Genomic DNA, 26,189 nt, shown 5'->3' on the forward strand with positions numbered 1-26,189 from the left:
GCCCCGGGGAGCTCAGCTCCACCCGGTTGTGCAGCAGCGTCAGCCCCAGCGCCTTGCACAGCTTTCCCGGCCCGTCCGTGCGCTCCTTGGCCGCAAGGCCCTCCACCGGCTCCACCGCGCGCACCAGCACCGCCGCCGCGACTCCCGGCGCGTCCGTGACGACGTTGAAGCAGTGGTGCATGCCGTAGATGAGGTACATGTATGCCCGCCCCGGGGGACCGAACATGACCTCCGTGCGCGGGGTGAGCCCCTTGGCGGCGTGGCAGGCCAGGTCGTGCTCCCCGATGTACGCCTCCGTCTCGACGATGCGACCCACCCGGCGCTGGCCGGCGGCATCCACCACCACGAGGAGGGTTCCCAGAAGGTCCCGAGCCACCACCAGGGCTGGCCGCGCATAGAAGGAAGTGGGCAAGGCGGTCACGGGCACCCCGGGATTGTACCGGCCAACACACCGGTGCGCCGGGGAAGGTGCTTCCGTCCTCCAGCGAAAACCCGCCGCGCATTTCTCGCCACCGGACCAGTTCACTCCGGGGCAGGGGTGGTGCAGATTGCGCCGCACCATGTCCACCCCCGGCCGGCTCTCCGGTCTCCTGCTTCCGCTGTTCTCTCTCCGCGCCCCGACGGATTTCGGCATCGGCGACTTCGGCGCGCTGGAGGGGATGTTCTCCTGGATGAAGGCCGCGCGTCAGAAGCTCTTGATGCTGCTGCCGCTGTTGCCCACCGCGCCCGGCGACTCGAGCCCCTACGCCACCCGGTCGGCGTTCGGCCTCAACCCGCTCTTCATCGACCTGCACGCCCTGCCGGAGTTCATCGCCTCCGGCGGCGAGGGCGCCTTCTCCGAGGAGCAGCGCAAGCAGCTCGCCGAGGCCCGCGCCGCCCCCCGCGTCCGCTACGACCTGATCTTCCCCCTCAAGGACGCCGCCTTCGCGCGCGCCTTCGACACCTTCGAGGCGCGGCACTGGTCCCAGCAGACGGAGCGCGCCCGGGCCTTCGGCCAGTGGCGCGAGGCCCAGGCGGGCTGGCTGGAGACCTACGCCCTCTTCACCGCCATCAGCGAGCAGGAGCAGCGCCGCGCATGGTGGGAGTGGCCGGAGGGCCTGCGTACGCGCCAGCCCGAGGCGCTGCGCGCCAAGGCGACGGAGCTGGAGCGCCGGGTGCGCTATCACGCCTGGCTCCAGTGGGTGGCCGAGCAGCAATGGGACGCGGCGCGCGCCAGGGCGAAGACGCAGGACGTGCTCCTGTGCGGCGACGAGCCCTTCATCATCGGCCAGGACAGCGCGGACTGCTGGGCCAACCCCACCATCCTCCGCCGCGACGCGCGGCTGGGCGTGCCGCCGGATGACTTCTCCGCCACCGGCCAGGACTGGGGCCTGCCCTACTTCGACTTCGCCGCCATGCAGAAGGACGACTACGCGTGGCTGCGCGCCCGCGCGAAGAAGGCGGCCAGCTACTACGACTTGCGCCGGGTGGACCACGCGGTGGGCTACTTCCGGCAGTGGATTCGCGACGAGAAGACGCCCACCGGGCGCTTCATCCCCCCGGACGAGGAGAGCCACAAGCGGCAGGGCCGCAAGCACTTCGAGCTGCTCTCCGAGGGCGCGGGCATCGTCGCCGAGGACCTGGGCGTGATTCCCCCCTTCGTGCGGCAGATACTCGCGGAGCTCAAGCTGCCCGGCTACCGGGTGATGCGCTGGGAGCGCGACGACAGCATCTACCGGAACCCGCACCAGTTCCCCCCCGTGTCCCTCGTCACCACGGGCACCCACGACACCGACACGATGGCGGAGTGGTGGGAGGGCGCCCGCGACGACGAGCGTCAGGCCGCCGCGCGCGCCTGGCCGGAGCTGCGGGGCGTGACGGTGACGCGCGAGTTCACTTCAGAGGTACACCGGGGCCTGCTCGCCGCGGCGCTCAACTCCAGCAGCGACTTGTGCGTACTGCCCTGGCAAGACGTGCTCGGCACCCGGGACCGCATCAACCTGCCGGGCTCCATGAGCGACTCGAACTGGGCCTACCGCATCTCCCAGGACGTGGGCACGCTGATGACGGACCCGTCGACGCGCGAAGCGGCCGAGAAGCTGGCCTGGCTCACCGCCTCCGCCCGCCGCTGAACCGAAGGCACCGCTGAACCGTCCGGGGGGAGGTCCTCCCGGACGGAGTCACCTTGGCCCCACGGTTGTCAGTTGATGCACTTCACCTGACCGGGGAAGCCATCGAAGATGGCGCAGCGGCGATTCGCGTTGGCGCACTCCAGCCTCGCGCAGACGTCCTCGGTGACACAGATGGGCGGCGAGCGGCCGAATTCCAGGAATACCTCGGCGCAGAACTCGAAGGAGTCCGCGCAGCCGAAGGAGCCGCAGTAGTCCGCGTCGGCCAGGCTCTCGCCCTCCTTCACGCGCACCACCTCGTCATCATCCACGCCGCAGGCGGCGGTGGCGAGCGCCGACACCACGCAGAACACCAGGACCTTGATTCGCCGGGACAGGAGCATGGGCCCCAATCTGGCGCACCTTGGCGCGGCTTGCACGTCTCCGTGTCCGTCCAGCAAGGACCAGCCGACAGGACCCGTCGACAAGACGTTGGAATGCGACAAAGGGATGGGCGCGTCCTCCAGAGGACGCGTCAGCCGCCTGCCTTCCTTGTATGAACAGTCCGTGGCCGTTGACCTGCTCCGACTCCTCCGCCTCGCCACTGTCGCCTCGCTCCTGAGCGTCGCGGCGTGCGCCACCACGTCCACCCCACCTCCAGGCCCCAAGGTTTCCAAGCTGGAAATCGAGGGCACGAAACACGTGAGCGAAGGGGACATCAAGGACCGCATCCTCACCTCGGGGACTCCGTGGTGGGCGTTCTGGCCCTTTGGCAGCCCCCACTACTTCGACCCCAACGCGTGGCAGGCGGACCTGCGCCGCATCGAGCGCTACTACCAGGCCCAGGGCTTCTACCAGGCGGAGGTGGTGGACAGCGCGGTGGAGCCCCATGGCAAGAACGAGGTGAAGCTGGCGGTGCAGGTGAGCGAGGGCGAGCCCACGCGCATCAGTGAACTCCAGGTGGAGGGCCTCCAGGCGCTGCCGGATTTGCACCGCGAGGAGCATCACGAGCGGGTGTTGGACAAGCTGCCCCTCAAGAAAGGCGACATCTTCCGCGAGGCGGCCTGGGAGGAGACCAAGGCCCGGGTGCAGGAGGAGCTCCGGGAGCTGGGCTACGCGGAAGCGGAGGTGTCGGGCGAGGTGCAGGTGGACGTGGACACCCGCCAGGCGAAGGTGCGGCTCGACGTGAAGCCAGGGCCGCGCTACCGGTTCGGCAACACGTTCGTCGCCACGGACGCCAATCCCCAGGTACCGCCGCGCCGCATCATCGAGCAGGTGCAGGGCGCGCTGAAGAAGGGGGACTGGTACAGCGAGACGGCGCTGGCGGAGGCCCAGGCGCGCGTGTTCCGCATGGGCGTGTTCGGCGCGGTGAAGGTGAACCGCGGAGCGCCGGACCGGGAGTCCGCCACGGTGCCCGTCGTCGTGGACGTGCGGGAGGCGCCGTTCCGCTCGGTGAGGCTGGGCGGTGGTATCGGCGTGGACGCGGCCCGTCAGGAAGCGCGCGTGCTGGGGGAGTGGAGCCACCGCAACTTCCTGGGCGGCCTGCGCCGCGTCACCGTGCGAGGCCGCGCCGGCTACGCGTTCATCCCCCACGTCCTGTCGCCGACCAAGCAGGGGCCCGTCTTCGAAATCACGGGCGAGTACGAGCAGCCGCGCTTCCTCTTCCGCGACTTGCGTCAGCAGACGTCGCTCACGTTGGAGAAGGGCCTGGAGCAGGCCTACGACTTCTACGGCGGCAGGCTGCAACTGGGCGTCATCTGGCAGCCGCACCGCAGCTTCTCCGTGTTCCCCTCCTACAATCTGCAAATCTATCGGCTGTCGGGCCGGGTGAGCGCGGACTCGCGCGTGCCGCCCGTCGTGCTGGGCTGCAGCTCGGACGCCCTCCAGTGTGACGTGGCGCTGAGCTTCCTGGAGGTGGCCTTCTCGTGGGACCGGCGGGATGACCCGGTGGAGCCTCGGGATGGTTACTTCCTGAGCCTGTCCGTGCAGAAGGGCGGCAGCATCTTCTTCGGCGACTTCAACTACATCCGCATCCTGCCGGACCTGCGCTTCTACTACTCCTTCGGCGAGGACAAGCGCCTGGTGCTGGCGGGCAAGGTGCGCGCGGGCACGCTCAACCCCGCGGGCGGCTCGCAGAGCTCCATCGTCACGCGCTTCTTCTCCGGTGGCGCCACCTCCATGCGCGGCTTCAATGGCCAGCGCCTGTCTCCGCTGGCGGCGCTGGCGAAGCAGGAGGACCTGGACGGCGACGGCGTGCCTGAGACGACGCAGACAAAGGAGTGGGAGACGGTGCCGGTGGGCGGCAACAGCCTCGTCGAGACGTCGCTGGAGCTGCGCTACCAGATATCCACCAGCGTCATGCTCGCGGCCTTCTGGGACACGGGCCTGGTGGGCGTGGAGGGCTTCGAGTCGCGCAACGCGCCGAAACTGTTCGGTCCCGACCACTACCAGGCCGTGGGCTTCGGTCTGCGCTACCTCACGGTGGTGGGCCCGGTGCGCCTGGACATCGCGCGGCGGCTGAATCTGGGCCAGGGATTGCCCGTCGCCACCCCGGGGTACATCTATCCGACGTCCGGAGGCTGCTTCGGAATTGGCAGCAAGTGGAAGCCGGACGGCCCCACCTCTCGCGGGGCCACCTTCGCGGGAGCGCCTGACGGGCAGTGCGCGCTGCACCTGTCGATTGGAGAGGCGTTTTGAAGGGGCGACGCTGGGCACGACGACTGCTGTTGGGCCTGCTCGGACTGGTGAGCCTGGTGGTGCTCGCCGTCTTGGGTGCGCTCGTCTGGGCGACGTCATCCCCGGGTGAAGGCTGGCTCGTCCGCAAGGGCCTCCAGTTGGCCAACGAGCGGTTCTCCGGCCGCCTGGAAGTCGCGGGGCTGGACCTGGCGCCTCCGGGCGTCGTCCTCACCGGCGTGAAGCTGTATGACCCGGAGGGCGAGCTGGTGGCGGAGATTGCCCGCGTCGAGGCGCGCGTGCGCCTGGGCGGCCTCATCCGTCAGCACGTCAACGTCACCGAGGCGCGCGTGGTGCAGCCCCGCCTCTACCTGGCCCAGGACGAGCGCGGGCTGAACCTCAGTCGAGCCATCGCGCCCCGCGTGCCCAAGCCCGAGGAGCCGCCCTCTCCTCGCGGCAAGCTGCGCGTGGAGCTGCAAGAGCTGCTGCTCGAGGACGGCTACGTCGACTTCAAGCAGGAGCTTGAAGAGGGCGGCGAGCGAAAGGTGCGTCTGGAGGACTTCGACGCGGAGGCGTCCGGTCACTTCGCGGCGGCGACGCAGGGCTTCGGCGCGACGCTGGAGGCCACGGGTGGACTCGCGCTGCCCGCGAAGGGGCCCGTGCGGCTGTCGTTGAAGGGCGAGGGTGAAGAGGGCGCGCTGAAGGCCGACGTGGACCTGGACCTCGCGGGCCTGCTGCTCGACGCGAGCGCCTCCGCCCAGCTTCCTCCCGAGCCGCCGCCGGGACAGCTCGCGGGCGCGCTGAAGGCGGACGTGGACGTGCGCCGCCTCACCGTTCCGCCGGAGCTGACGCGCGGCTTCCTGCCCACGTGGCCGCTGCTGGTGCCAGTGAGTCTCGTGGGCAAGGCGGGCATCGACGGAGACCTGGCGAAGGTCGACGTGCAGGGGACGGCCGCGGACGCGAAGCTGGACGTGAAGGGCGACCTGGACCTGGAGCGGATGCGCTCCACCGGCGTCTCCGTGAAGGCTCGCGACGTGGACCTGTCCGCGCTGGTGAAGGAAGGGCCGAAGACGAGCCTCTCCGCGAACCTGGACGCGAAGGGTGGCGGCACGAGCCTGGAGACGCTCGACGGCGAGGTGGACCTGACGGTGTCGCCCTCGCGCTTCCGGGGCCAGCCGCTGGGGCCCGTGGAGCTGCATGCCCGCGCCAAGGACGGGAGCTACACGCTGTCACGCCTGCTGGTGCTGGTGCCGGGCGCCTCCCTCCAGGCCAAGGGCGCGGGCACCCTCGACTCGATTCGCGTGGACGGCAGCCTGACGGCGGGCAACCTCGCCCTGCTGTCCGACACGTTGACGAAGCTGCTCCCCGGCACCGTGCCGCCGCTGTCCGGCAGCGGCACGCTGGAGTTCCGTGCGGAGGGCCCCGCGCGCACGCCGGGGGTGATGGTGCAGGGCAACTTCACCGCGCTCTCCTACGGAGATATCGCGGTGAAGAACCTCACGCTCCAGGCCGAGGTGCCGGACGTCACCCGTCCGCTCACCACGGACGCCACGCTGGTGGTGGGCTCGCTGCGTTCCGGCGAGCGCTCCTTCCGGGACGTGTCCGCCACCATCACCACGCAGGAGCGTCGCCTGGAGGTCAGCGTGCGAGCCCTGGGCGATGCGACGCTGGGCCTGGGATTGAACGGGCTGGTGGATGAAGACAACCAGGGCCTGGCCATCCAATCGCTGGTGCTCTCGTGGCCGGAGGCGACGTGGAAGCTCCAGGCGCCCACGCATGTCGGCTTCGGCGGTGGCGGCGTGGTGGTGGAGCCCGCGCTGAAGCTCGCGTCGGGCGGGCAGTCGCTGTCGGTGCTCGGCTCGCTCGCCAACCAGCAGGTGACAGCGCGCGTGGAGCTGGAGGCCGTGGACCTCACGCTGCTGCCGCGCATCGCCGTCCCGGAGGAGCTGGGCCTGGGCGGCACGGTGTCGGGCTTCGTCACCGCGAAGGGCAAGCTGCCCCGGCCGGACGCGGAGACGAAGCTGCGTTGGCAGAACGGAACGGTGAAGGGCTACGAGAACCTCCAGCTGGCGCTGGACGCGCGCTACGTGAAGGACCGCGCCACGGGCACGCTGGCGGCGGGACTGCCGGTGGCGAAAGTCATGGCGGACTTCGACGTGCCGGTGCAGGGCGTGCTGAAGCGGCGCAAGGACGCGCTCTCCCTCAAGGTCGACCTGGAGGACCTGGACCTCGCCGGGGCGATGAAGCTCCTGGGCCGCACGGAGCCGGTGAGCGGCGTGGTGGCGGGCGAGCTGCGCATCGACGGCACCGCGCGCGAGCCCCGGCTGGACTTCGTGCTGCGCGGCCGGAAGCTGAACTACACCGCGCCTCCGCCCGGCTTCGCCCTGAAGCAGCCCCTGGATTTGCAGCTTCGCATGACGTCGGACCCCCAGGACGCCACCCTGGACGCGCGCCTGGACGTGACGGGCCTGGCCTCCCAGACGTACGTGGTGCTGCACACGCCCTTCACGCTGGGCGGGATGATGGCGCGGCCTCCCAAGGCCGATGACATCCTCGCCGCCTCGGTGGACATGGAGGCGCTCATCGCTGACTTGCCCCTGGCCCAGTTCGAGGGCGTGGGCGGCCTGCAGAAGCCCGCGGGCACCGTGTCCGCGCAGCTCCTCCTCTCCGGCTCCGCGCTGGTGCCACAGGCTCGGCTGAGCATGAAGGCCGCGGGCCTCACCGCGTATGGCCTGCCGCCGGTGCACGGGCAGCTCGGCGTGGTGGGTGATGACCAGGACGTGAAGGTGACGCTGGCGGCGCAGCGGGACGAAGGGCCCCTGGCCCAGCTCGACGTGACGCTGGATGCACCCCTGGGCGCGCTGCAGGACCAGGAGGTCTACGGACACATCCCCTTCCAGCTCAAGGGCCGCCTGGGCCCGGTGGAGCTCCGGGACCTGCCCGGCGTGGCGAAGGCCCGCGCGACGGGGGCCGCGGCGCAGAAGGTGAGCGCTTCGTCCAAGGGCATCCAGGGCGAGCTGTCCGTGGAGCTGACCGCGCGCGGCACGCTGGACACGCCGCGCATGGAGCTGACCGCCGGCGTGCAGAAGCTGGGCATGGGCGAGCTGGCCCTGGGACAGGCGCGCCTGCACTACGGCTACCAGAACGCGCGCTCCGCCTTCGACCTGCTGCTCACCGCGCCCGCTGGCGGCACCCTGCTGGTGGAAGGCGGCGTGGAGCTGGACGTGTCGCTGCCCGCGATTCAGCAGGGACTCAACACCTCGAAGGCGCCGCTGGACGTGACGCTCAAGGCGCGCGACTTCGACCCGTCCTTCCTCTCCGGCGCGGTGGAGATGCTGCGCAGCATCGGCGGGTTGATTCAGGCGGACGCGAAGCTGGCGGGCACTCCCGCCGTGCCCACCTTCCAGGGCTCGCTGGCGTGGAAGGACGGCAAGCTCGGGCTGATGGGCCTGGGGGAGTACCGCGAAATCCAGCTCGCGCTGGAGGCCAGCCGCGAGGCGCTCGCCATCAAGACGCTGTCCGCCAAGGCCGGTGGCGGCACGGTGTGGCTGGACGCGCCGCTGACGGCGACGCGCGCCCCGAATGGCGAGTACGAGCTGACCAGCCCCGCGGGCAAGCCGTATCCCTTGATGGCTCGCGACTTCCCCATCGTCTTCGACGACCAGCTCATCGCCGTGCTGAGCATGAAGGCGAAGGTGGAGGGCACGATTTCCGAGCGGCTCGTCAACCTGCGCAACGTCTCCATCCCCGAGGCCACCATCGAGCTGCCCGAGGTGAAGCGCAAGGACCTCCAGGACCTGGAGCGCCCCGGGGACGTGGTGCTGGTGCGCAACGGCACGCCCATCGAACGACGCAGGCGGAAGCAGACGCAGCAGCCCTCGCCCGGAGACCCCGAGCCGAACCAGCAGCCCACCACCGAGCTTCCGCCCACGCCAGAGTCCGCGGAGGACCTGGAGTCGGGCGACGAGACACCGCCCCCCGGGCGCGCGTACTGGGTGAACGTGAATGCGCCGCGCAACATCTGGGTGAAGGGCTCCGACCTCAACGTGGAGCTGGGGCTGTCGGAGGACTTCCGCGTCGAATACACCGACGTGGCGCGCCTCTTCGGTCAGGTGCGCGTGCTGCGCGGCCGGGTGGACGTGCTGGGCCGGCGCTTCGACGTGCAGCGCGACAGCATGGTGAGCTTCACCGGGCCGCCGACCGTCCCGTACATCAACGTCACCGCGGAGCACCGCAACGACAGCGCCAACGTCACGGTGTTCGTCACCATCCGAGGCCAGGGCCGCGACATCACCCTGAAGCCCACCAGCGAGCCGCCGCTGCCGGAGTCCGAAATCTACACGCTGCTCGCCACCGGCCGGCGCACGCTGGAGCGAGGCTCTGGCGCGTCGATGACGGCCAGCGCCCAGGCGGCTTCCGTGGTGGGCTCGCTCGTCGCCAACGAGGCGCGCAAGGCCCTGGCCGCGAAGCTGCCGCTGGACGTGCTTTCGATTGAGGCCGGCGGCGCGGGCATGGCCGGCACCAAGCTGGAGGTGGGCACCTACGTCACCGACAAAATCTACGTCGGCTACACCGGACGCGTGGGCGCCAACATCCAGCAGGGAGAGAACTCCAACGCGGTCCGCTTCGAATACCAGTTCGGACCGCGCTGGAGCCTGGAAGGCCAGTACGGCGACGCGCGCTCGGGTGGCCTGGACCTCATCTGGACCAACGAGTACTGACGCTGGCCGCTACAGCCAGTACATCTCGAAGCAGGCGCCCACGGGGCCCGCGCCGCTGTTGGGCGCCATGGGCGAGCTCACCCACGCGCCGCCCACGCCGCACTGGCTCCACTGCTGGTCCGACGAGGACTGGACGCACGTGCGCGCGGGCACGCCGCGGCCCAGCGTGGCGGAGGAGCACCACGGCCACGACTGGGTGCAGTTGCCAGGCTTCGTCGTGGTGCCCGCGGTGAAGACGCCGGACACGCACTGCCGCCACACCGCGTCCGACGAGCTCTGCACGCAGCCCAGGTTCGGCACCGTCGTGCCCGCCGTCTCCGACACGCAGCCCGACGTCGTCGGCGCGTCCCAGTTGAAGCCGCCATCCGCGTAGCGGTGGTAGATGCTCGCCACCAGCGACGAGCCGCCCACCGTGGTGCGGCCGCACTGCGTCGCGTAGGCGCCCACCCAGGGCGTGTACGTGTACAGCGCCGCGGTGGCCTTGTTGGTCGGCTTCACCGAGCACGGGTCCAACGTCGCCTTCGTCGTCCCCACCTTCCAGCCGGAGACGGTGGGCCGCCCCGCGTCCAGGTCCGTGAAGTAGCCGCGCAGCTTCTTCGCCGAACAGTCAATCTGCTTGCCGAAGCCCGTGTATTGCGCGTCACACCCGCTGCCGTCCGGACAGCCACAGCCGGTGGCCTTGGCCAGGTTGGTGGAGGTGCCGCTCTGCACCAGGCTCGACTCCACCTGGATGCGCGCCAGCATGTACAGCGGGCTGATGCCGAACGCCTTGGAGCGCTCGACGATGAGCGCCGCCGCCGTCTTGTTGCTGAAGGCCGGGTCCCGGTAGTTCGCCAGATACGAGCCCTGCTGCGTCAGGAACGCCTGCACCTGCTCTGTCGTAATCCACTGGTGCCCCAGCACCTGCGTGTCCTCCAGGAGCCGGTGCATGTCGTACTTCACCGTGGCCCGCTGGAGCACCTGCCCGGTCAGCTCGTCGATGACCTCGCCTTCTTCGTCATCGACGACGGGACCACAGCCAACCGCCAGCAACGCGGGCACCACCAGCCACCACAGTCGCGTCTTCATCACGGCCTCGAGGGGATGTGCCACGCCCGCGAGGAAGCCCAAGCCACCTGGCGGGCTCGGCAGGGGGGAACCCTCACGTGTAGTCGGCGCGAATACCGCGATTCAAGAATTTCTTGAATTGAAAGATTAACAGATTGTTATCACGAGGCTGGATGTCGAGCGTGGAAGCAGTCAGGACGGCCCCCTGTCCCGGAGTCTCGGGTCCTTGAGCCGTGCAGGGCGTGACGGGGTAGCGTGACTGTCGTCATGCGCATGCACACTTCGACGTGGCTGAAGCGAGTCGTTCCTCTCACCCTCTGCCTGCTCGTGTCGGGAGGCTGCTCCAGTTCGGACGACGAGGGACGTTCGCCCTCGGGAGACGCGGGCACGGACATCCCCGACGGCGGAGGCAACCCTCCGGATGGTGGCCCCGTCGGCACCGGGTGCATGGGCGAGACGTTCCTCGCGTCCGTGGGGAAGAACCGGCTCCTGGTTGGCGCGCAGATGGAGGACAGCACGGCGGCCGGTGCGCCCTTCGACGTGCACTACCTGTACGTCGCCAGTGGCCTGGTCGACTCGACGAACATCTGCACGTCGTGCACGACGGGATGCACCACGTCCGGGACGTCCTGCGCGGGCGCGTCGTGCGCGTGGTGGGGATGCTGGCAGGACGTGTCGCAGCCGCCCGGCGCCTACGTGCGCGGCCACGTCTCCGGAGCGAAGGGGCGCCAGCAGCTTCCCTTCATCACCTACTACCAGCAGCTCCTGGGCGGAGTCGGGCCCGCGCGTGAGGGTGAGCAGCAGCTCCAGTCGCTCAACGACGTGGCCATCATGCGGCGCTACTTCGCGGACTGGCGCTTCACGTTGCAGCAGGTGGGCAGCGAGCGCGCCCTGCTCCACATCGAGCCGGACCTGTGGGGCTATCTCCAGTTCTTCGCCAGGAATGGAGACCCGGCCACGGTGCCCGCGCAGGTGGCGAGCGCCAATGCCACGGACTGCTCGGGGATGGCGAACAACGCCGTGGGTGTGAGCAAGTGCATGATTGCGATGGCTCGCAAGTACGCGCCCAACGCGAAGGTGAGCCTGCACGCCAGCCCCTGGTCGACTCGCACGGACGTGTACCTCAACACCAACGCGTCATTCGATATCGCGGGGGAGGCGCGAAAGGTGGCCGACTTCCTGCTAAAGCTGGGCGCGGCGGACACGGACTTCATCGTCGTGGAGGCATCGGACCGCGACGCGGGCTTCTACGACAGCGTCGGCGAGGACACGTGGTGGGACGCGAACAACGCCACCCTGCCCCACTTCCGTCAGGCGTTCACCTGGGCCAGCGCCATCTCCGAGCGGCTCAACAAGCCGAACTTCTGGTGGCAGCTCCCGGTGGGCAACATGAACCTGCCGAACACGAACCAGAAGTGGAAGGACAACCGCGTGGACTACTTCTTCTCGCACACGGCGGAGCTGGCCGCCGCGCACTCCGTCGGGTTCTCGTTCGGCGCGGGTGAAGGCCGGCAGACTTCGCCAGAGACCGACAACGGCAATCTGTCCAGCCGGGTGAGTGCCTACAAGCGCGCGGGTGGTCAGGCTCCCTGCGCGCCGTAGCGCGCCTCCTGCTCCTGGGTGCCTTCGAGGACTCCGCTCGAAGGCACCGCGCCGCTCAGAACAGGCGCGAGTAGGTGGGCTTCGCCTCGGGGCGCGGCACCCAGCGCTGCCCGTCTCGCGGGAGCCACAGCACGTGGAGGCGCTCCACCGGGCCTTCGTACCGCACGGTGTGCTCACCTCGCGTCAGCGTGAACTCCACCTCCGTGACGCGGACTCCGTCGACGAACAATGCGCCCGACTCCAGCACGGACGCGGGCTCGACGAAGTAGCGCCCGTCGCGCACGGCCAGGAAACGGTCCTCCAGCACGCTCTCGGGTGACACGTCGTACCGCCGCCCCCACAGGAACAGGTCTCCGTCATAGGGCTGGTAATGCGTGTCGAGGAAACCTCGCAGCGACGGCGGCAACCCCGAGGTCCGCAGGTCATCCACGCGCAGCACACAGCCGCGCTCCACCAAGGCCTTCGGTACTTCACGCGCCAGCACGTCCGGGATGGAGCCCCGCAGCCAGGCATCCGTGTAGAAGTAGAAGTGCGCGTGCGGTCGGCTCACGTAGCCCCCCGAGTTGTCATAGACGACGTCCTCCGGCCCCGTGAGCGTGCCGATGCGCGCGAGCACGTCTTGCTGTCTGGCATTGCCCCCACCGTCCAGCAAAGCCTCCAGCCTCCAGAGCTGAAGGCAGAGCACCCCCCCCAGCGCCAGGCTCGCGACGACGCGGGCCCCAGGCGAACTCCAACCACTGAAGGCCGCCACCACGCCGCGCGCCATGAACGGCGCGAGCACGCCCAGGAACGGCAGCAGGCTGTATGGGAATGGCGCGCGCTGGAGCGCATACGAGCCGAACGTCGCCAGCACCGCGAGCAAGAGCGGCAGGTCCGCGTGCTCCCAGCGCTCCCTTCCCGAGCGCCACCACGCACGCACCGAGACGAGGAACCCCAACACCGCCACCGCGAAGAGCCAGGGCTGCTCACGGACCATCGGCAACAGGTAGTCCCGCCACGAGAAGCCCGGGTAGTGCCGCTGATGCTCCGCGGCCCACACGAAGCACCACCGCCACCAGTCCCCCCACGAGCCCGTCACCGTGAGAGATGCCGCCACCGCCGCGAGCCCCACGCCCGCGCCCGCGAGGAATGCACCCGGCCACGCCACCAGCGCTGCCCCCCTGCCCCGTCGCCAGACGATATCCACCGCGAGCACCACCCCCACCAGCCCGCCGTAGAACAAGACCTTCTGCGACGACCACAGCGCGGCGGCGAACAACAACCCCGCCACGAAGCCGAGCGTCCGCGTACCGGGCCGCACCGACACCGCGGCGAGCCCTCCCAGGAACAATGCACAGGCCAGCGCGTCCGGACGAATCTCCGTGGCGAACCGTGTGAATGGCGTCAGCGCCAGGAGCAGCACCGGAGCCAGCCACATCGACACACGGCCCTCGCGGCGATTGAGCACCGCGACCGAGACACACGTCCCCGCCAGCGGGACGAGCATGGCCAGACGCAAGGCAAGCACATCCCGAGGCGCATCCCCCATCAGCCAGAACAGCGGGGCCAGCCCCTGGTAGAGCAGCGGGAAGTGGACCTCGAAGAAGTCCCGGTAGGGCACCTGCCCTTTCGACACGAGCCAGGCCGCGTGCGCGTACTGGAACTCGTCGATGCTGAAGCCCTTGTGCATCGCCAGGCGCGCGGCCTGGAGGGCCAGTGCGAGGAGCGCCAGCGCGAGGCCCAGGCGCCCCCAACGTGCGTACGTCATGGGCGCCTCATACCTCGAAAGCCCCGTTCCCAGATTCTGGTAGGGGGGAATTTTTTTGACCCAGTTGTGGTGCCCATTCTTTCCGTGTATCTCGTCTTTACCCTGTGAACTTCATAGGGAGCGGGCCGCCCCCCTCATCGTGATGACACCTCCAGGTCGGGGGCGGCCCGTGCCACATCCGTAGAGGGGGAAGTCCTACATGTTGAAGAACCACCCGTGGAGCGCTGAGCGCTCCGCGATTGCTCGCTCATGTCGTAACGCCGTAGGTGCCGTGCTGTGGGTCTTGGCAGTGGCCGCGCCGGGGAGCGCACTGGCCGCCATCGACCTGCCGGGCATGAACCTGACGGCCCACTGCGTCCAGTTGTATGGCTCTGGGGCCACCGCGACGCTCACCCAGAACAATGCGTATGGTTGGTCTTGCCTCCATAACGGCCAGTACAAGGGGATGAACCTCAACCTGGCTTGCAGCACCCAGCACACGGATGGCTATCAAGCCGCCTACAAGGACTTCAACGACCCCTATTCCTGGTACTGCGTCCTCCGGAAGAGCTACACGTCCATGAACTCGTCCAACTACACGCTCTACGTGTGGAAGGGACAGTACGTGGCGCTGAGGACGCCCGACCTGACGACCTGCAACGTGACGCAGCTGTCGCTCGTCATCGATGGGCTCGACAAGGGCTACGCGTTCTACCAGTACGCGACTGGCAAGACGCCCACCTTGAACGCGTCCTACCCGAGCCGGCACTACCTGGGCCGGGACAGCATCACCGCCCTGCCTTCGGGCGCGGTGACGGGCTGCGCGGCGTCATCCCCGGCCTGTGGCTACGTGGGACAGACAGGCATCGAAATCAAGTTCGACACCTTCCAGAACTACATCTGCCCCGAGGCCGCTTTGGGCAAACACAACCAGGTGGGCTTCTACGAACTGGGCCGCAACTTCTGGTTCTACGATGGTGAGCTGAAGTCCACCAACGCCAATTACGGGGACGCCATGGTGACGGGCTACGCGGTGCTGATGCGCTACCTGGCCATGGAGTACTACGGCCTGCCGGTCACCACGGCGCATGATACCCAGTACGCCAACACGAAGGCGCTGGTGGACACGTACCGCGACGCCAACGTCCTCTGCGGCACGGCCGGAGCCACCAGCACGCAGATCTCCCCGGGAAGCGCCTACTGCTTCAAGCATGACTGGACGAACACGCTGCTGGCGAACCAAGGCATCAGCGGGCTTGGCACCACGGACCTGTTCGCCTCGTTCGTGCTGCGCCTCAAGCGGGTCCACGGATGGAGCTTCGCCCTCGTGCTGTGGCGCCAGGTCGAGGCGCTGGGCAACGTGACGACCCCGTACGAATCCGCGGACAACTTCCTCCTCGCCGCGAGCCGGGCCGCGGGCGCCAACCTGGCAGACCTGTTCCAGTACAAGTGGAGGTGGCCGGTGAGCAGCACCGTTCGCACTCAGCTTCAAGGCGAGCTGGGCACCCCCGTGAGCACCATCCCGTACAACTGAGGCACCTCCGGTGGGCGGCCCGTCACAGGCCGCTCACCGGTCCAGTCGTCGGCGGGAACGGGCGCGCGCGGCATCCAGCGCGGAGTCCACGCCGCCCTCCCCGGTCTTCGTCTCCGCTCCAGCAGGCTTCGCCTCCGCCACGCTCGTCTCCGCCGGAGTCTCGGCGGGCTCCGTCGACGGGCCTCGCGCGGAAGCCTTCGAGGTCCTCGCGGGCGCCACCGCCTGCCGCGTCGCCGGCGCGCTCGACGACGAAGCTGTCGCCATGACGGGCCTTCGCACGCGCGGCGCGGAGAGGAAGCGGCGCACGGCCACCTCCGACAGCAGCACGGCCACGGCCAGCGCCACCAACCAGGGCGCCAGGGCCAGGTGGCCCTCGGACTCGGGGGCCTCCTCGAAGAGGCCCGTCATGGACAGACGCTCCACGCCTCCTCCCACGGCGGCGATGGCTCGCAGCAGCGCGAGGCCTTCCTTCGGACTTCCGGGCTCGAACTCCGGGGCATACGGCAGCGCGATGGGCGGGGCACGCAGGGCGCGCGTCCCCACGCGCACCACGGGGTGCCACGTTCCGCTTCCCTCCAGCGGCAGCTCCGCCACCAGCCGGTCGTCGTCCTCCCAGCGCATGGGGTGTTCGGTGGGCGCGGATTTTCCGTCCCCCGACAGCAGCATCAGCGTGGGCAGCGTCGCGGGGAGCGGCTCGTCCGGGGGCAGGTCCAACGTCACGCGCAGCAGGTGCCCTCGCCGCTCGGAGCGCACCACTGCTTCGCCCAGCGGCGCGGTGCCCGCCAACGTCCAGCGCACCATCGCCTCCAACGCCGCGCGCAGCGAGCCCCACTGGCGCAGCTCGCCGCCGGTGAACGGACCATCCACCTCCGCGGTGAAGGCCACCGTGCGTCCCGCGCCGCTCGGCCACATCGCGAGCACGGGCGCCGCGTGGGTATCGAGCGTGCGCAGCGCCACGCTGGCCCGGGGCCGGAGATAGGTGAGGTTGTAGCCGCCCACCTGGGGCAGTCCCTCGACGGGCAGCTTCCCGAGGAGCGGCAGGTCCGGCGCGGCCTCCATCGACACGGGCTCGTCGATGAAGGTGGCGCGGGCGACGGCGAGCGTCTCCTGGCTGAAGATGCGCGGGAGGCTCATCGCGTCCTCCGCGAAGTAGACGCGTCCACCGCCCCGCTGGGCCACTTCCTTCAGCAGCGCCGCGTCCGAGTCCTTGGGCGTGCCCAGGCCGATGACGGACACCGTCACGCCCTTGCCCTGCAGCTCCGACAAGGTGCGGCGGTAGTCATCCGGCTCCTCGGAGTCAGCCGCGTCGGAGAAGAGCAGGACATGGCGGGTGGCCTTGTCGCTCCGCAGGATTTGCTTGCGGCCCGTGCGCAGCGCCTCACCCACGTAGATGCCTCCGCCACCGCTGAAGCCTCGCGCCACCTTGTCGAAGGGGAGGCCCGCCTCCACGGAGCGGAGCGGGAAGATTTCATGCGTCTCCGTGTCCACCATGTGCACGGAGGCCTCGTCCTGCGGGTTGAGCAGGGTGAGCGCACCGACGACGCCCTCGGCGGCGACCTCCATCTTCGTGCGGCCGTCGGGCACGGTGGCGCCCATGGAGCAGGAGCAGTCCATCAGGATGCTCATGGCGATGGCCGCGCGGCGCTGCTCCTCGCGCATCTCCAGCGACACGGGCAACAGCGGCTCCACGGGCGAGCGGCGATAGCCTCCTTCACCGAAGCTTTCGCGCCCTCCCGTCATCACGAGGCCACCGCCCGCCTGCTCCACATAGGACGCGAGCGCGTTGAGGCCCGGCTCGCCCAGCGTGTTCGCGTCGACGTTCTCCAGGACGACGGTGCCCACACCATCCAGGTCATCCAGGGTGAGGCGGAACGGCGCGCGCACTTCCAGGAGCAGCCCCGTCGCTTCGAGCGCCTTCGCGAGCGTGCCCTTGGGCTGGTTCGTCACCAGCAGCACGCGCCGGGGACCTTCGACTCGCAGCACCGCGAGGCCCTTGTCGTTCTCCACCACGCCGTCGCCCGGGACTTCGACGGTGAGCTGGTAGCGCGCGAGGCCGGGCTCCTCGATGAGGTCTCTCAGGGGCAGCACGTTGGGGCCGGGCTGGAAGTCGAAGGGGCCCTTCACCAGCAGGCGGCCATTGCGCTCCAGACGCACCGTGCCCGTCACCGCCGCCGAGGCGTGCACGCTCGCGGAGAACTGGAAGGGCTCGCGCACGGCCACGGCGGTGGGCACGTCCACCGAGACGACTGCGACATCGAGCGGAGGCTCGGGCCGCGCGAGCTGACGCCAGTCCACGGCGATTCCACGAGCCGCGAGCCTTCGCGCGGAGCCTCGCGCGTCCGTGCCCGTGGCCCGTCCATCAGAGAGGACGAGCACCCGGCCGGTGCGCTCCTGGGGAATGAGGGCGTTGGCGGCATCGAGCGCGGCGGACAGGTCCGACGACTCCGCGTCCACCGGGCGCGAGAAGCCACCGAAGGCGCCACCCGTAGACAGGGGCTGCTCCACGCGAGGCTCGCGGCCGAAGGCGATGACGCCCACCCTGTCACCCGGACGCCGCTGTGACTCCAGATGGGAGACCAGCTCCTGCGCGGTGCGGTCGATGTCCCGAGGCATCGAGGCGGAGCGGTCCACGACGACGACCACGTCGCTTCCCGCATCGGCTCGTCGCAGCTCCGGGCCGGAGAGCGCGCCCACCGTCAGCACCAGCAGCGCGGCGCGCAGCCACATGGGCGGGCCGGGTCGCCGGCCGAACTTCCAGAGGAAGAGGCCCAGCGGCAGCAACAGCACCCATGCCTGGGGGAGGGAGAAGGTCATGACGCCCGCCTCGTGACGTAGAAGTCGCCCACCAGCGCGAGCAGCAACAACACCAGCGGCCAGCGCGCCCGGTCCGAGGCATTCGCGCGCGCCTCGTCTTCACCCGAGTCCTTCGCGGGCACGTCCGCGCTCGCGCGCCCACGCAGGTCCGACTCCCGCGCGTCCAGCGCGAGGACCTCCGCCGAGTCCACCGCGTCCGCGTCATCGCGCTCCAGCACGTAGCGTCCCGGCGCCGCGGGGGGAGGAAGACTCACCGCTCCCGCGCCGAACACCGGCTTGCTTCCACCCGGGCCCACCAGCGTGTAGCGCTTCCCCGGCAGCGTCACCAGTTGGAGCGGCTCGCCCAGCGTGAGCTGCCGGCGGACGAAGCCCTCGCGAGCTCGACGCGCTTCTCGGACCACGTTGCCGAGCAACACGGGCCAGGCGGACACGCGTTGAACATTGGAGCGGGACAGGTCCACGTTGAGGTGCACACGGCCATCGTCCTCCTCGGACACCAACACCACGTCTCCCGCCGTGACGAGCGGCCGTCCGGGAGGATTCTCACCCGCGGACCACCGCACTCCCGCGAGCTGCACGTCGTCCAGCAGCGGGTGCCCCTTCTCGGAGAAGAACGGCCCCACGAAGGTCCGCGACTTGCCCGAAGCGCCCACCGTCACCTTCGCATCCGTGCCCCGTGGACCGATGAGCAACACGTCGCCCGATGCGCCATCTCGAGCCACCTCAGGAGATGCTCCGAGGAAGCGCTCCAGCGCGTCCCGTTCGAGCGAACCCATGCCCTGGGCCAGACTCACCGCGAGGGGCCTCGTGGGCGAAACAGCGAGCCGTGCGTGCCCGTCTTCCGGCAGCGCATCGTCCGGGAGGGAGACCTCGATGTCGCCCGCGTTCTGGAACGTGAGGCGCAGCGTGGCGGAGCCCTCTTCCTGGAGCGACACCTTCTCCACGCGCTCCGTGCCCTGCTTCGCGTCGGGGCCGGGGAGCGCACGCAGCCGCACGGCCACGGACTCGGGGCCTGGGCCGAAGCGGGCCACTCGCAGCGTCACCGTCGCCGTGCCACCCTCGTCCCTGCGCTGCGCGGAGATGAGCGCCACGTTGTCGCGCGCCGTTCCCAGCGCCGTCCATCGCACGGGGGAGGGAATGACCAGCCCCTCCACCGGGGCCACGTCGGTGAAGAAGGCCACGTGCTTGCCCGTGCCCGCCAGCTCTTGAGCCCACAGGAGCGTGGGCATGGGGTCGTGGTCCGCGCCTCGCGCCTCGAACGACTCCAGCGCCGCCAGGGCGCGAGAGGGCTCGGCCTCCGGGCCCGCGACGACACGTGGAGCCAGCCCGGTGGCCAGCACCGTCACGCGCGTGGCGCCTTCGTCTTCGACGCGCTTCGCGGCCTCGCGGCGGGCCTGCTCCAGCACCGTCACCCCGTCGGGGCCACGCGAGGACATGGACAGACTTCCATCCACCACCAGCACGAGGTGCTTCGTGCGCGCCGTCTCGCCCAGGCGCACGTCTGCGAGGTACAGCGCCGCCGCGATGACGGCCAGCGCCTCCAGCAGCAGCGAGGCCTCCCGCGTGAAGCGCTCCCAGCGAGGCCCCGCCTCCGCGCGAGGGCGTGGCGTGCGCCACAGGAACAGCGCGCTCACCACGACGGGCTTCTGCCGACGCCGCAGGAAGTACGCCGCCACCAGCGGCACCAACGCGCCCAGGGTCAGCAAGCCCCACGGGAAGCCGAAGCTCACGCCTCACCTCCCGCAACGACACGGGAACTCAGCGGGCCATACTTCAGCGATGCCCATAGGCAGCGGACGCTCACGCGTGCCCCCCCGCGACGAACAGGGGCCGCAGAGCGCCCCGCACCAGGGCATCCAGTGACTCCGTGGCGGGCGCCGTCAGGAGCGCTCCTCGCGAGCGCAGGGCCGCCGCCCTCAACAGGCGCTGATGCTCCTCGAAGCGCCGCGCATACGCGGCCAGCACGTCCTCCGTCAGCAACTCCTCCAGCGCCGCGCCGCTCTCCGAATCCACCAGTCGCGCGCCCTCGCCTCCCGACGGCGACAGGTCCTCCGCGTCCAGCACCTGCACGAGGAAGAACCCCGACGCGCCCCGAGACAGCCGCGCCACCATCGCCGCCAGGTCCGCCTCGAACAGGAAGTCGCTCACCACCACCCGCAACCCACAGGCCCTCGGCGGAGGCAGTCGCCCGAGCGCCGTCACCAGGTCATCCCCCGCATCGAACTCCAGCGTCCGCAGCGCAGCCCGACACGCCGACCCCTGCACCCGCTCCGACCTCACCCCCGTCGCGAGCAACGTGGGACTCAAGCCCTGGCGCGCGCCCACCTCACACGCGAGCAACGCCAGCTCCCGCGCGCACGCCGCCTTGCGCGGAGACAGCGCCATGGAGCGCGAGCCATCCAGCACCACCTCCACGCGCGGAGACACCTCGTCCTGCCGCACCCGAAGGATGAGCTCATCGGTGCGCGCCACCGCGTTCCAGTCGAGCTGCCTCAAGTCGTCGCCCGGCTGATACTCCCGGAAGTCATGCAGCTCCAGCGAGCTGCCGGTGGACGCCGCGCGCACCTCCCCCACGCGGCCCCGGTGAGGCCCTCGCGGCAACGCCAGCGCCAACCCCGGCGCCAGCCGTCCCACCGCCGCTTCGTCCAGACGTTCGCTCACGGCAGATGGGCCCGCTTCTCACGCTCGACGAGCGCCCGGTCCGCCAGGAATGCGAGCAGCAACGCCACGCCCACCACGAAGGTGGCCAGCGGCCACGTCATCTCCGGCTCGCCCGTGGAGTAGTCATGCGTCCCGAAGTTCGCGATGCCCACCACCGGATTCAGGAGGTTCAGCAGCGGGTCCCCCATGTCGAACCCCGCCAGCTCCGCCAGCAACGGAGGCAGGCCCGCCGCCACGCCGACCGCCGCCACGAAGAGCAACCGCACCGACGCGGGCGACGAGAACCGGTCCGAGCGCGGCATCCTCCCCAACACCAACGCCAGGGACAGATAGAGCACCGCGTAGGCCGGCATCACCATCATCAACATCCGCATGGCCTCGCTGTTGGTGTTCATGTCGTCCGACACGAGCGCCAACGCCCCCCACACCGCCGCCCAGACCCCGAACAGGAGCACCGTCAGCCGGAAGCCTCGCAGCGCTCCCGGACGGAACAGGGACAACGGCCCCGTGCCAGCCCGCAGCGCGCGGGCCTGCCCATCCACGTCCGAGACCAGGAAGAGCCCGACGAAGGTCAGGTGCACCGTGCCGCAGATGGAGAAGATCTCCGTCACCACGTGCTTGCGGTCCTCGTACCACCAGAAACCAAGCCCCACCAACAGGGCCACCAGCATCTGCGCCACCACCGCCCGCCGAGGCCCCTTCGTGTAATCCTCCGTGGAGAGCGACAGCCGCGACGCGGCCACCTCGAACAGCAACCAGCCATCCAGGACCATCACCCCCAGCCACACGCCCATCGCCAGCTGCACCTCGTACTTGCTCAACAGCCGGCTGCCCGAGTCGCTCAACGCACCCCCGATGCCCAGCGCCGTGCTGAAGGCCATGCCCAGCGCCCCCAGCACCACGAAGTGCATGAAGGCGCGCCCCATCCGACTCTCCGCCAGCGTCGCCGCGCACACCGCCACCACGGTGAGGAAGACGAGCCACGTCCCACCCAACCCCAGCACCGTGAGGATGGACGGCAATGAGATGCCATTGAGGTAGTAGCTGAAGAGCAGGAAGGGCCCCACCGCCGAGGCATACAGCCCCGCCTGCACCAGCGCCGAGGCCACCTTGCCCCGCAGAATCCTGCGAGGCCCCAGCCCCGTGAGCACCAACAGCACCCACGTGTCGTCCTCGCGCTCGCGCGCCAGGGAGCGGTACGCGCCGTACGGAATGACGAAGTAGTGCGCCACCGCCAGGCAGATGAAGAACGCGAAGAAGTAGCCCTGGCCATGATGGGAGAACGACAGCTCCCGCGTCTGGACGAACGCCACGAGCGCCAGCACCACGCAGGCAATCAGGTTCAACCCGAAGCTCGCCCAGAAGATGCGCGTGCGCAGGCCCTGACGGACCTCCTTCACCACCAGCGGGTTGAGGCGGTCTCCCCACCGCTCCTGGAAGGACGCGCTCCCCACGCTCGACTCCACCGGCGCGCTCAAGCGAGCCTCCCCTTCGTCACCGTCATGAAGGCGTCCTCGAGGTTGCGCTCGCGCGTGCCGAAGAAGCACACCGGCAGGCCCGCCGTCACCAGGACCGCCAGCAGCGCGGCCGCGGCGGCGTCCACCTGCCCCGCGCCACCACCGGCCTCCAACTCCAGCTCCACCCTCAAGGAATCACCCTCGCGCGAGACACGCGAAACGCGCGGCTGCTCCAGGAGCAGTCGCTCCGCCCGCGCCCACGCCGCCTCCATGCCCGCGCCCGCCGCCAGTCGCACCGTGAGCTCCACGGCGGCGACGCCCGTGCCCTGCCGGAGGATGTCCTCCACCTTGCCCGTGGCCAGCAGGCGCCCCTGCTCGATGATGGCGCACGTGTCACAGATTTCCGCCAGCTCCGTGAGGATGTGGCTGGAGATGATGACCGCCTTGCCCTGGTCCGCCAGCGCGCGCAGCAGCTCGCGCAGCTCGATGCGGGCCCGCGGGTCCAGGCCGTCCGCCGGTTCGTCCAACAGCAACAGGCTCGGGTCGTGAAGCAGCGTGCGCCCGAGCGCCACGCGCTGCCGCATGCCCTTGGACAGCGCCGTGGTGAGCCTGTCCGCCAACGGCACCAGCCCCGTGAAGCCCATCACCGACTCCACGCGCTGGCGCCGCTTCGCGCCCGTCAGCCCATATGCGCGCGCGAAGAAGTCCAGGAACTCGAAGACGGTGACGTCGTCGTAGGTGCCATACCGGTCCGGCATGTAGCCGATGAGCGGACGCACCCGGTCCGGCGTGTCCACCAGCGAGTGGCCGCCCAGCAGCACCTCGCCCGACGTGGGCGCATCCAGCGTCGCGAGGATGCGCAGCGTGGTGCTCTTGCCCGCGCCGTTGGGACCGATGAAGCCCAGGATGCTGCCCGGCTCCAGTTGGAAGGACACGTCGTCCACCGCCCTGAGCGGGCCGTAGTCGCGCCGCAGCCCCTTCACTTCCAGCAGCGGGCTCATGGCTTCACCTCTCCCCGGATGAAATGCACCCCGGCATCCACCTCGGCGGGAAAGCCGCTGGTCGCCATCAGCCCCGGCCCGCTCAACCGCGCGATGAAGCCATTCTCGGGAGTGTTCGCGCCAAAGGGCCCCAGGGCATTCGTCAGCCGGAGCGCGCCACCCTCCAGGCCCTGGCTCACCGAGAAGTCCTTCACGTCTTCCGGCTCGATGGCGGTGAGCGCACCCTCCTCACCCTCCGACAAGACGGGCAGGCGCCACAGCTTCCCATCCAGCCGCAGGAACCCTTCCTCCAGCCGCGACCCCAGGGCGTTCTGGATGCGCGGCGTCTCCCCGGCGCGTTTCACCACCAGCCGCGCTCGCGAGGGGAGGACGGCCACTTCACCCCACTCGCGATACGTCCTCGTCGGAAGGAAGCCGTCGCCCACCGTGAGTCCTCCCGTCCAATCCATGTCCGCCAGCGCATCCTCATCATCAGGGGGTGGCAGGAGCACGCTGGCGGAGGGCAGACGCACCGCGTCCGGAGACAGGTTGGCGTACCAGGCGCTCAAGCCCACCGTCACCGCGCGAGAGCGCGCTCCGTCCAGCCACGTCAGGCTGTAGCGCGCGGTGTGCACGGCGAAGCCATCCACCAGCACCGACCAGAAGATGAGCGCCAGACACGTCACCACGGAGATGGCCGGCACCGCGATGAGGACCGCCACCGGCCCCCGGCGCCTGGCCAGCCACCAGGCCCCCGGGCCCACCGCCAACGCGAAGGCGGAGATGACCAGCAGGAAGCGTCCCACCGGCGTGCGGGCATTGGACAGCAAGGGCTGCGCCTCGCGCCGCTCTCCCGTCAGCGCCCCCACCCAGCGCTGCTGCGCGCCCAGGGGAGTCACCGCGCCACGCGCCGTCGGCTCGACGCTGCTGACGCCCCCGCGAATCCTCGCCTGGCACTCGAGCGCGACGCCGTCACACGTCCACACCTTTCCGAAGCCATAGGGCATCTGCGTGGCCAGCGTCTCTGGAAGCAGCGGCAGGCGCTCACGCAAGTCCCTGGAGGGACGTGTGATGACCAGCGTTCCTCCCGACACGGCGTAGGCCTCCAGCACGGCCCACACATCCACCGGCACCGCCGTGGCCTCGTCCGTGACGACCACCATCTCGAAGCCCACGTAGGCGGCCAGCTCGCGCGGTGCGTCCCGCGCTTCGAGGAAGCGGGCGGAGAAGTACGGCTCGTCCTGCTCCCCCGTCTTCGTCAGCGTGGTGGCGGCCTCGAAGTCCGCCGCGGTCCCCACCACCATCACCGGCTCGAAGCGGTCGGAGTCGGCATAGAGCGACTCGTTGATGGGCGCCACCCCGGGGGCGACAATCCGCACGACGACCGAGTGCCACGCCACGGGCAGCGGCACCCACGCGACGACGCGCTGCCGGGGCCCCACCTCCACCTCGCGCACCGCGGAGCGCGTGACATCGCCGTAGGCGGGGCTGAAGGACAGGCGCACCGGGAGCGGCTGGGGCCCGCTGTTGTTCAGCACCACCTGCGTCGCCCAGTACCCGCGCTGGGGCTTCAGCGCGCCGCCGTGCAGCGTGACGCGCAGGGGGCCCGTGGTGTTGGAGTCCGCGCTGCCGCTCGCATCGCGATAGCCGTAGGGCGCCTTGGCGGCCTCCGCGGCCTCGGCGATTTCGACGGCGACGGGTGCGCTCTTGATGGGGGGTGGTGACGTGCCCAGCAAGAGCCACAGCGAGAGCATCGCGACGCTAGTCACGCGACACCTCGGGCACGGCCTGGAGCAGCGCGCGGACCACGTCCGGCGATGACACCTTCTCCAGGGAGGCCTCGTAGGCGAGCACCAGCCGGTGATTGAGCGCGGCGGGCGCGGCGGCCACCACGTCGTCGAAGCCCACGTTGGGCCGGCCGTTCAAGAGCGCACGCGCGCGTCCGGCGGCGGCGAGCGCGAGCGCGGCACGGGGGCTGGCGCCATAGCGCACGAAGCGGCGCACGGCATCGGGCGCGGAGGCCTGACGCGGGTCGCTGGCCTCCACCAGCCGGCCGATGAAGTCCGCCACGGGCCCGGGCAGGTGCACGCGGTCGGCGGCGGCGAACAGGCGCGCGAGGCCCTCGCCATCCAGCACGGGAGACAGCTCCGGCGGCGCGCCGCGCACGCGCGTGGTGAGCAGCGCGCGCAGCGTCTTGGCGCCCACGGGCGGCACCTGGATGCGGAAGAGGAAGCGGTCCAACTGCGCCTCGGGCAGCGGGTAGGTGCCCTCCAGCTCGATGGGGTTCTGCGTGGCCAGCACGAAGAACGGGTCCGGCAGCGTCCGCGTGTGGCCGAGCACCGTCACCCGGCGCTCCTGCATGGCCTCCAGGAGCGCGGACTGCGTCTTGGGACTGGAGCGGTTGATTTCGTCCGCCAGCACCAGGCTCGCGAACAGCGGCCCCTCGCGGAAGACGAACTCGCGGCGCCCTTCTCCCTCCAGCACGTAGGTGCCGGTGATGTCGCCGGGCAACAGGTCCGGGGTGAACTGGATGCGACGGAAGGGCAGCGCGAGCAGCTTCGCCAGCGACTTGCACAGCTCCGTCTTCCCCAGGCCGGGCAGGCCCTCCAGCAGCACGTGCCCGCGCGCGAGCACCGCGACGACGACTTGCTCGACGACGGACTCCTGGTCCAACAGCACCGTGTTCAGGCTGTCCCTGAGCCGGGCCGCCACCTCCGCCGCCCCCTGTGCCTCGGCGGGACTGAGAAGCTCCGCTGCCACGTGTGTCTCCCCTTCCAGGCTACTTGCCACCAAAGTACCGCTTCACGAGGTCGCGATTGCGCGGCAACAACGGCTGCGCTCCCGGCCCCGCTGTCGCCTCACCGCGCGCGCTCGTTCCCCGCGAGCC

16 protein-coding genes are annotated in these 26,189 nt (G+C 70.1%); 5 read left to right on the top strand and 11 right to left on the bottom strand.

Annotated features, from left to right (window positions below; translation table 11 throughout):
• Positions 1-421, bottom strand: a 421-nt coding sequence (locus HUW62_RS28845; RefSeq protein ID WP_176436223.1) for a DNA-3-methyladenine glycosylase, incomplete at its 3' end; no start/stop codon positions are given.
• Positions 422-560: 139 nt separating this feature from the next.
• Here HUW62_RS28845 and HUW62_RS28850 point away from each other — a divergent pair.
• Positions 561-2,111 carry a 4-alpha-glucanotransferase gene (locus HUW62_RS28850; protein WP_163868933.1) on the top strand — a complete coding sequence of 517 codons (1,551 nt, stop codon included), beginning with the start codon at positions 561-563 and terminating at the stop codon, positions 2,109-2,111.
• 68 nt (positions 2,112-2,179) lie between these two features.
• On the opposite strand, the gene HUW62_RS28855 is transcribed toward HUW62_RS28850, so the two are convergent.
• Entirely contained in the window at positions 2,180-2,491 is a 312-nt protein-coding gene (locus tag HUW62_RS28855; protein ID WP_163868932.1) for a hypothetical protein, read from the bottom strand.
• A 163-nt stretch (positions 2,492-2,654) separates the two neighbouring features.
• Between HUW62_RS28855 and HUW62_RS28860 the strand changes: the two genes are divergently transcribed.
• Complete coding sequence (locus tag HUW62_RS28860) at positions 2,655-4,784, top strand: outer membrane protein assembly factor (protein WP_368670498.1); 2,130 nt, start codon at positions 2,655-2,657, stop codon at positions 4,782-4,784.
• Positions 4,781-9,481 carry a translocation/assembly module TamB gene (locus HUW62_RS28865; protein WP_176436225.1) on the top strand — a complete coding sequence of 1,567 codons (4,701 nt, stop codon included), beginning with the start codon at positions 4,781-4,783 and terminating at the stop codon, positions 9,479-9,481. The genes HUW62_RS28860 and HUW62_RS28865 overlap by 4 nt, the downstream gene beginning before the upstream one ends.
• 9 nt (positions 9,482-9,490) lie before the next feature.
• Here HUW62_RS28865 and HUW62_RS28870 read toward each other — a convergent pair whose 3' ends face one another.
• Complete coding sequence (locus tag HUW62_RS28870) at positions 9,491-10,549, bottom strand: hypothetical protein (protein ID WP_176436226.1); 1,059 nt, start codon at positions 10,547-10,549, stop codon at positions 9,491-9,493.
• A gap of 246 nt (positions 10,550-10,795) precedes the next feature.
• Here HUW62_RS28870 and HUW62_RS28875 point away from each other — a divergent pair, with 246 nt between their 5' ends.
• Positions 10,796-12,130: a hypothetical protein gene (locus tag HUW62_RS28875; RefSeq protein WP_163868928.1), complete on the top strand. Its 1,335-nt coding sequence runs from the start codon at positions 10,796-10,798 to the stop codon at positions 12,128-12,130.
• 55 nt (positions 12,131-12,185) lie between these two features.
• Here HUW62_RS28875 and HUW62_RS28880 read toward each other — a convergent pair whose 3' ends face one another.
• Positions 12,186-13,877 carry a hypothetical protein gene (locus HUW62_RS28880; RefSeq protein ID WP_176436227.1) on the bottom strand — a complete coding sequence of 564 codons (1,692 nt, stop codon included), beginning with the start codon at positions 13,875-13,877 and terminating at the stop codon, positions 12,186-12,188.
• A gap of 271 nt (positions 13,878-14,148) precedes the next feature.
• Between HUW62_RS28880 and HUW62_RS28885 the strand changes: the two genes are divergently transcribed.
• A complete protein-coding gene (locus tag HUW62_RS28885; protein ID WP_176436228.1) occupies positions 14,149-15,390 on the top strand; it encodes a calcium-binding protein in 1,242 nt (413 codons plus the stop codon).
• A gap of 33 nt (positions 15,391-15,423) precedes the next feature.
• On the opposite strand, the gene HUW62_RS28890 is transcribed toward HUW62_RS28885, so the two are convergent.
• From HUW62_RS28890 to HUW62_RS28920, 7 genes are all read right to left on the bottom strand, one after another.
• Positions 15,424-18,204, bottom strand: coding sequence for a VWA domain-containing protein (locus HUW62_RS28890; RefSeq protein ID WP_176436229.1), 2,781 nt, complete (start codon positions 18,202-18,204; stop codon positions 15,424-15,426).
• Positions 18,201-19,934 (bottom strand): BatA and WFA domain-containing protein, encoded by a 1,734-nt coding sequence (locus HUW62_RS28895; RefSeq protein WP_176436230.1) that lies wholly within the window; start codon positions 19,932-19,934, stop codon positions 18,201-18,203. The genes HUW62_RS28890 and HUW62_RS28895 overlap by 4 nt, the downstream gene beginning before the upstream one ends.
• Positions 19,935-20,004: 70 nt before the next feature.
• The gene (locus tag HUW62_RS28900; protein ID WP_176436231.1) at positions 20,005-20,865 is read right to left on the bottom strand and encodes a DUF58 domain-containing protein; all 861 of its coding nucleotides are present in this window, start codon (positions 20,863-20,865) and stop codon (positions 20,005-20,007) included.
• Positions 20,862-22,343, bottom strand: a complete 1,482-nt coding sequence (locus HUW62_RS28905; RefSeq protein ID WP_176436232.1) for an ABC transporter permease — start codon at positions 22,341-22,343, stop codon at positions 20,862-20,864. Before HUW62_RS28905 ends, HUW62_RS28900 begins: the two co-directional genes overlap by 4 nt.
• Positions 22,340-23,323, bottom strand: coding sequence for an ABC transporter ATP-binding protein (locus tag HUW62_RS28910; RefSeq protein WP_176436233.1), 984 nt, complete (start codon positions 23,321-23,323; stop codon positions 22,340-22,342). Before HUW62_RS28910 ends, HUW62_RS28905 begins: the two co-directional genes overlap by 4 nt.
• Entirely contained in the window at positions 23,320-25,071 is a 1,752-nt protein-coding gene (locus HUW62_RS28915) for a hypothetical protein (protein WP_163863870.1), read from the bottom strand. The genes HUW62_RS28910 and HUW62_RS28915 overlap by 4 nt, the downstream gene beginning before the upstream one ends.
• The gene (locus HUW62_RS28920; protein WP_176436234.1) at positions 25,064-26,062 is read right to left on the bottom strand and encodes a MoxR family ATPase; all 999 of its coding nucleotides are present in this window, start codon (positions 26,060-26,062) and stop codon (positions 25,064-25,066) included. Before HUW62_RS28920 ends, HUW62_RS28915 begins: the two co-directional genes overlap by 8 nt.
• Positions 26,063-26,189 lie beyond the last annotated feature (127 nt).

This window comes from Myxococcus sp. AM011, from assembly GCF_013372595.1.
GTDB lineage: Bacteria > Myxococcota > Myxococcia > Myxococcales > Myxococcaceae > Myxococcus > Myxococcus eversor.

What these genes read in the sequence shown, in the direction of transcription:
- HUW62_RS28850 (WP_163868933.1), top strand. Translation starts at nt 561, where the DNA reads ATGTCCACCCCCGGCCGGCTCTCCGGTCTCCTGCTTCCGCTGTTCTCT.
- HUW62_RS28855 (WP_163868932.1), bottom strand. Translation starts at nt 2,491, where the DNA reads ATGCTCCTGTCCCGGCGAATCAAGGTCCTGGTGTTCTGCGTGGTGTCG.
- HUW62_RS28870 (WP_176436226.1), bottom strand. Translation starts at nt 10,549, where the DNA reads ATGAAGACGCGACTGTGGTGGCTGGTGGTGCCCGCGTTGCTGGCGGTT.
- HUW62_RS28875 (WP_163868928.1), top strand. Translation starts at nt 10,796, where the DNA reads ATGCGCATGCACACTTCGACGTGGCTGAAGCGAGTCGTTCCTCTCACC.
- HUW62_RS28880 (WP_176436227.1), bottom strand. Translation starts at nt 13,877, where the DNA reads ATGACGTACGCACGTTGGGGGCGCCTGGGCCTCGCGCTGGCGCTCCTC.
- HUW62_RS28890 (WP_176436229.1), bottom strand. Translation starts at nt 18,204, where the DNA reads ATGACCTTCTCCCTCCCCCAGGCATGGGTGCTGTTGCTGCCGCTGGGC.
- HUW62_RS28910 (WP_176436233.1), bottom strand. Translation starts at nt 23,323, where the DNA reads ATGAGCCCGCTGCTGGAAGTGAAGGGGCTGCGGCGCGACTACGGCCCG.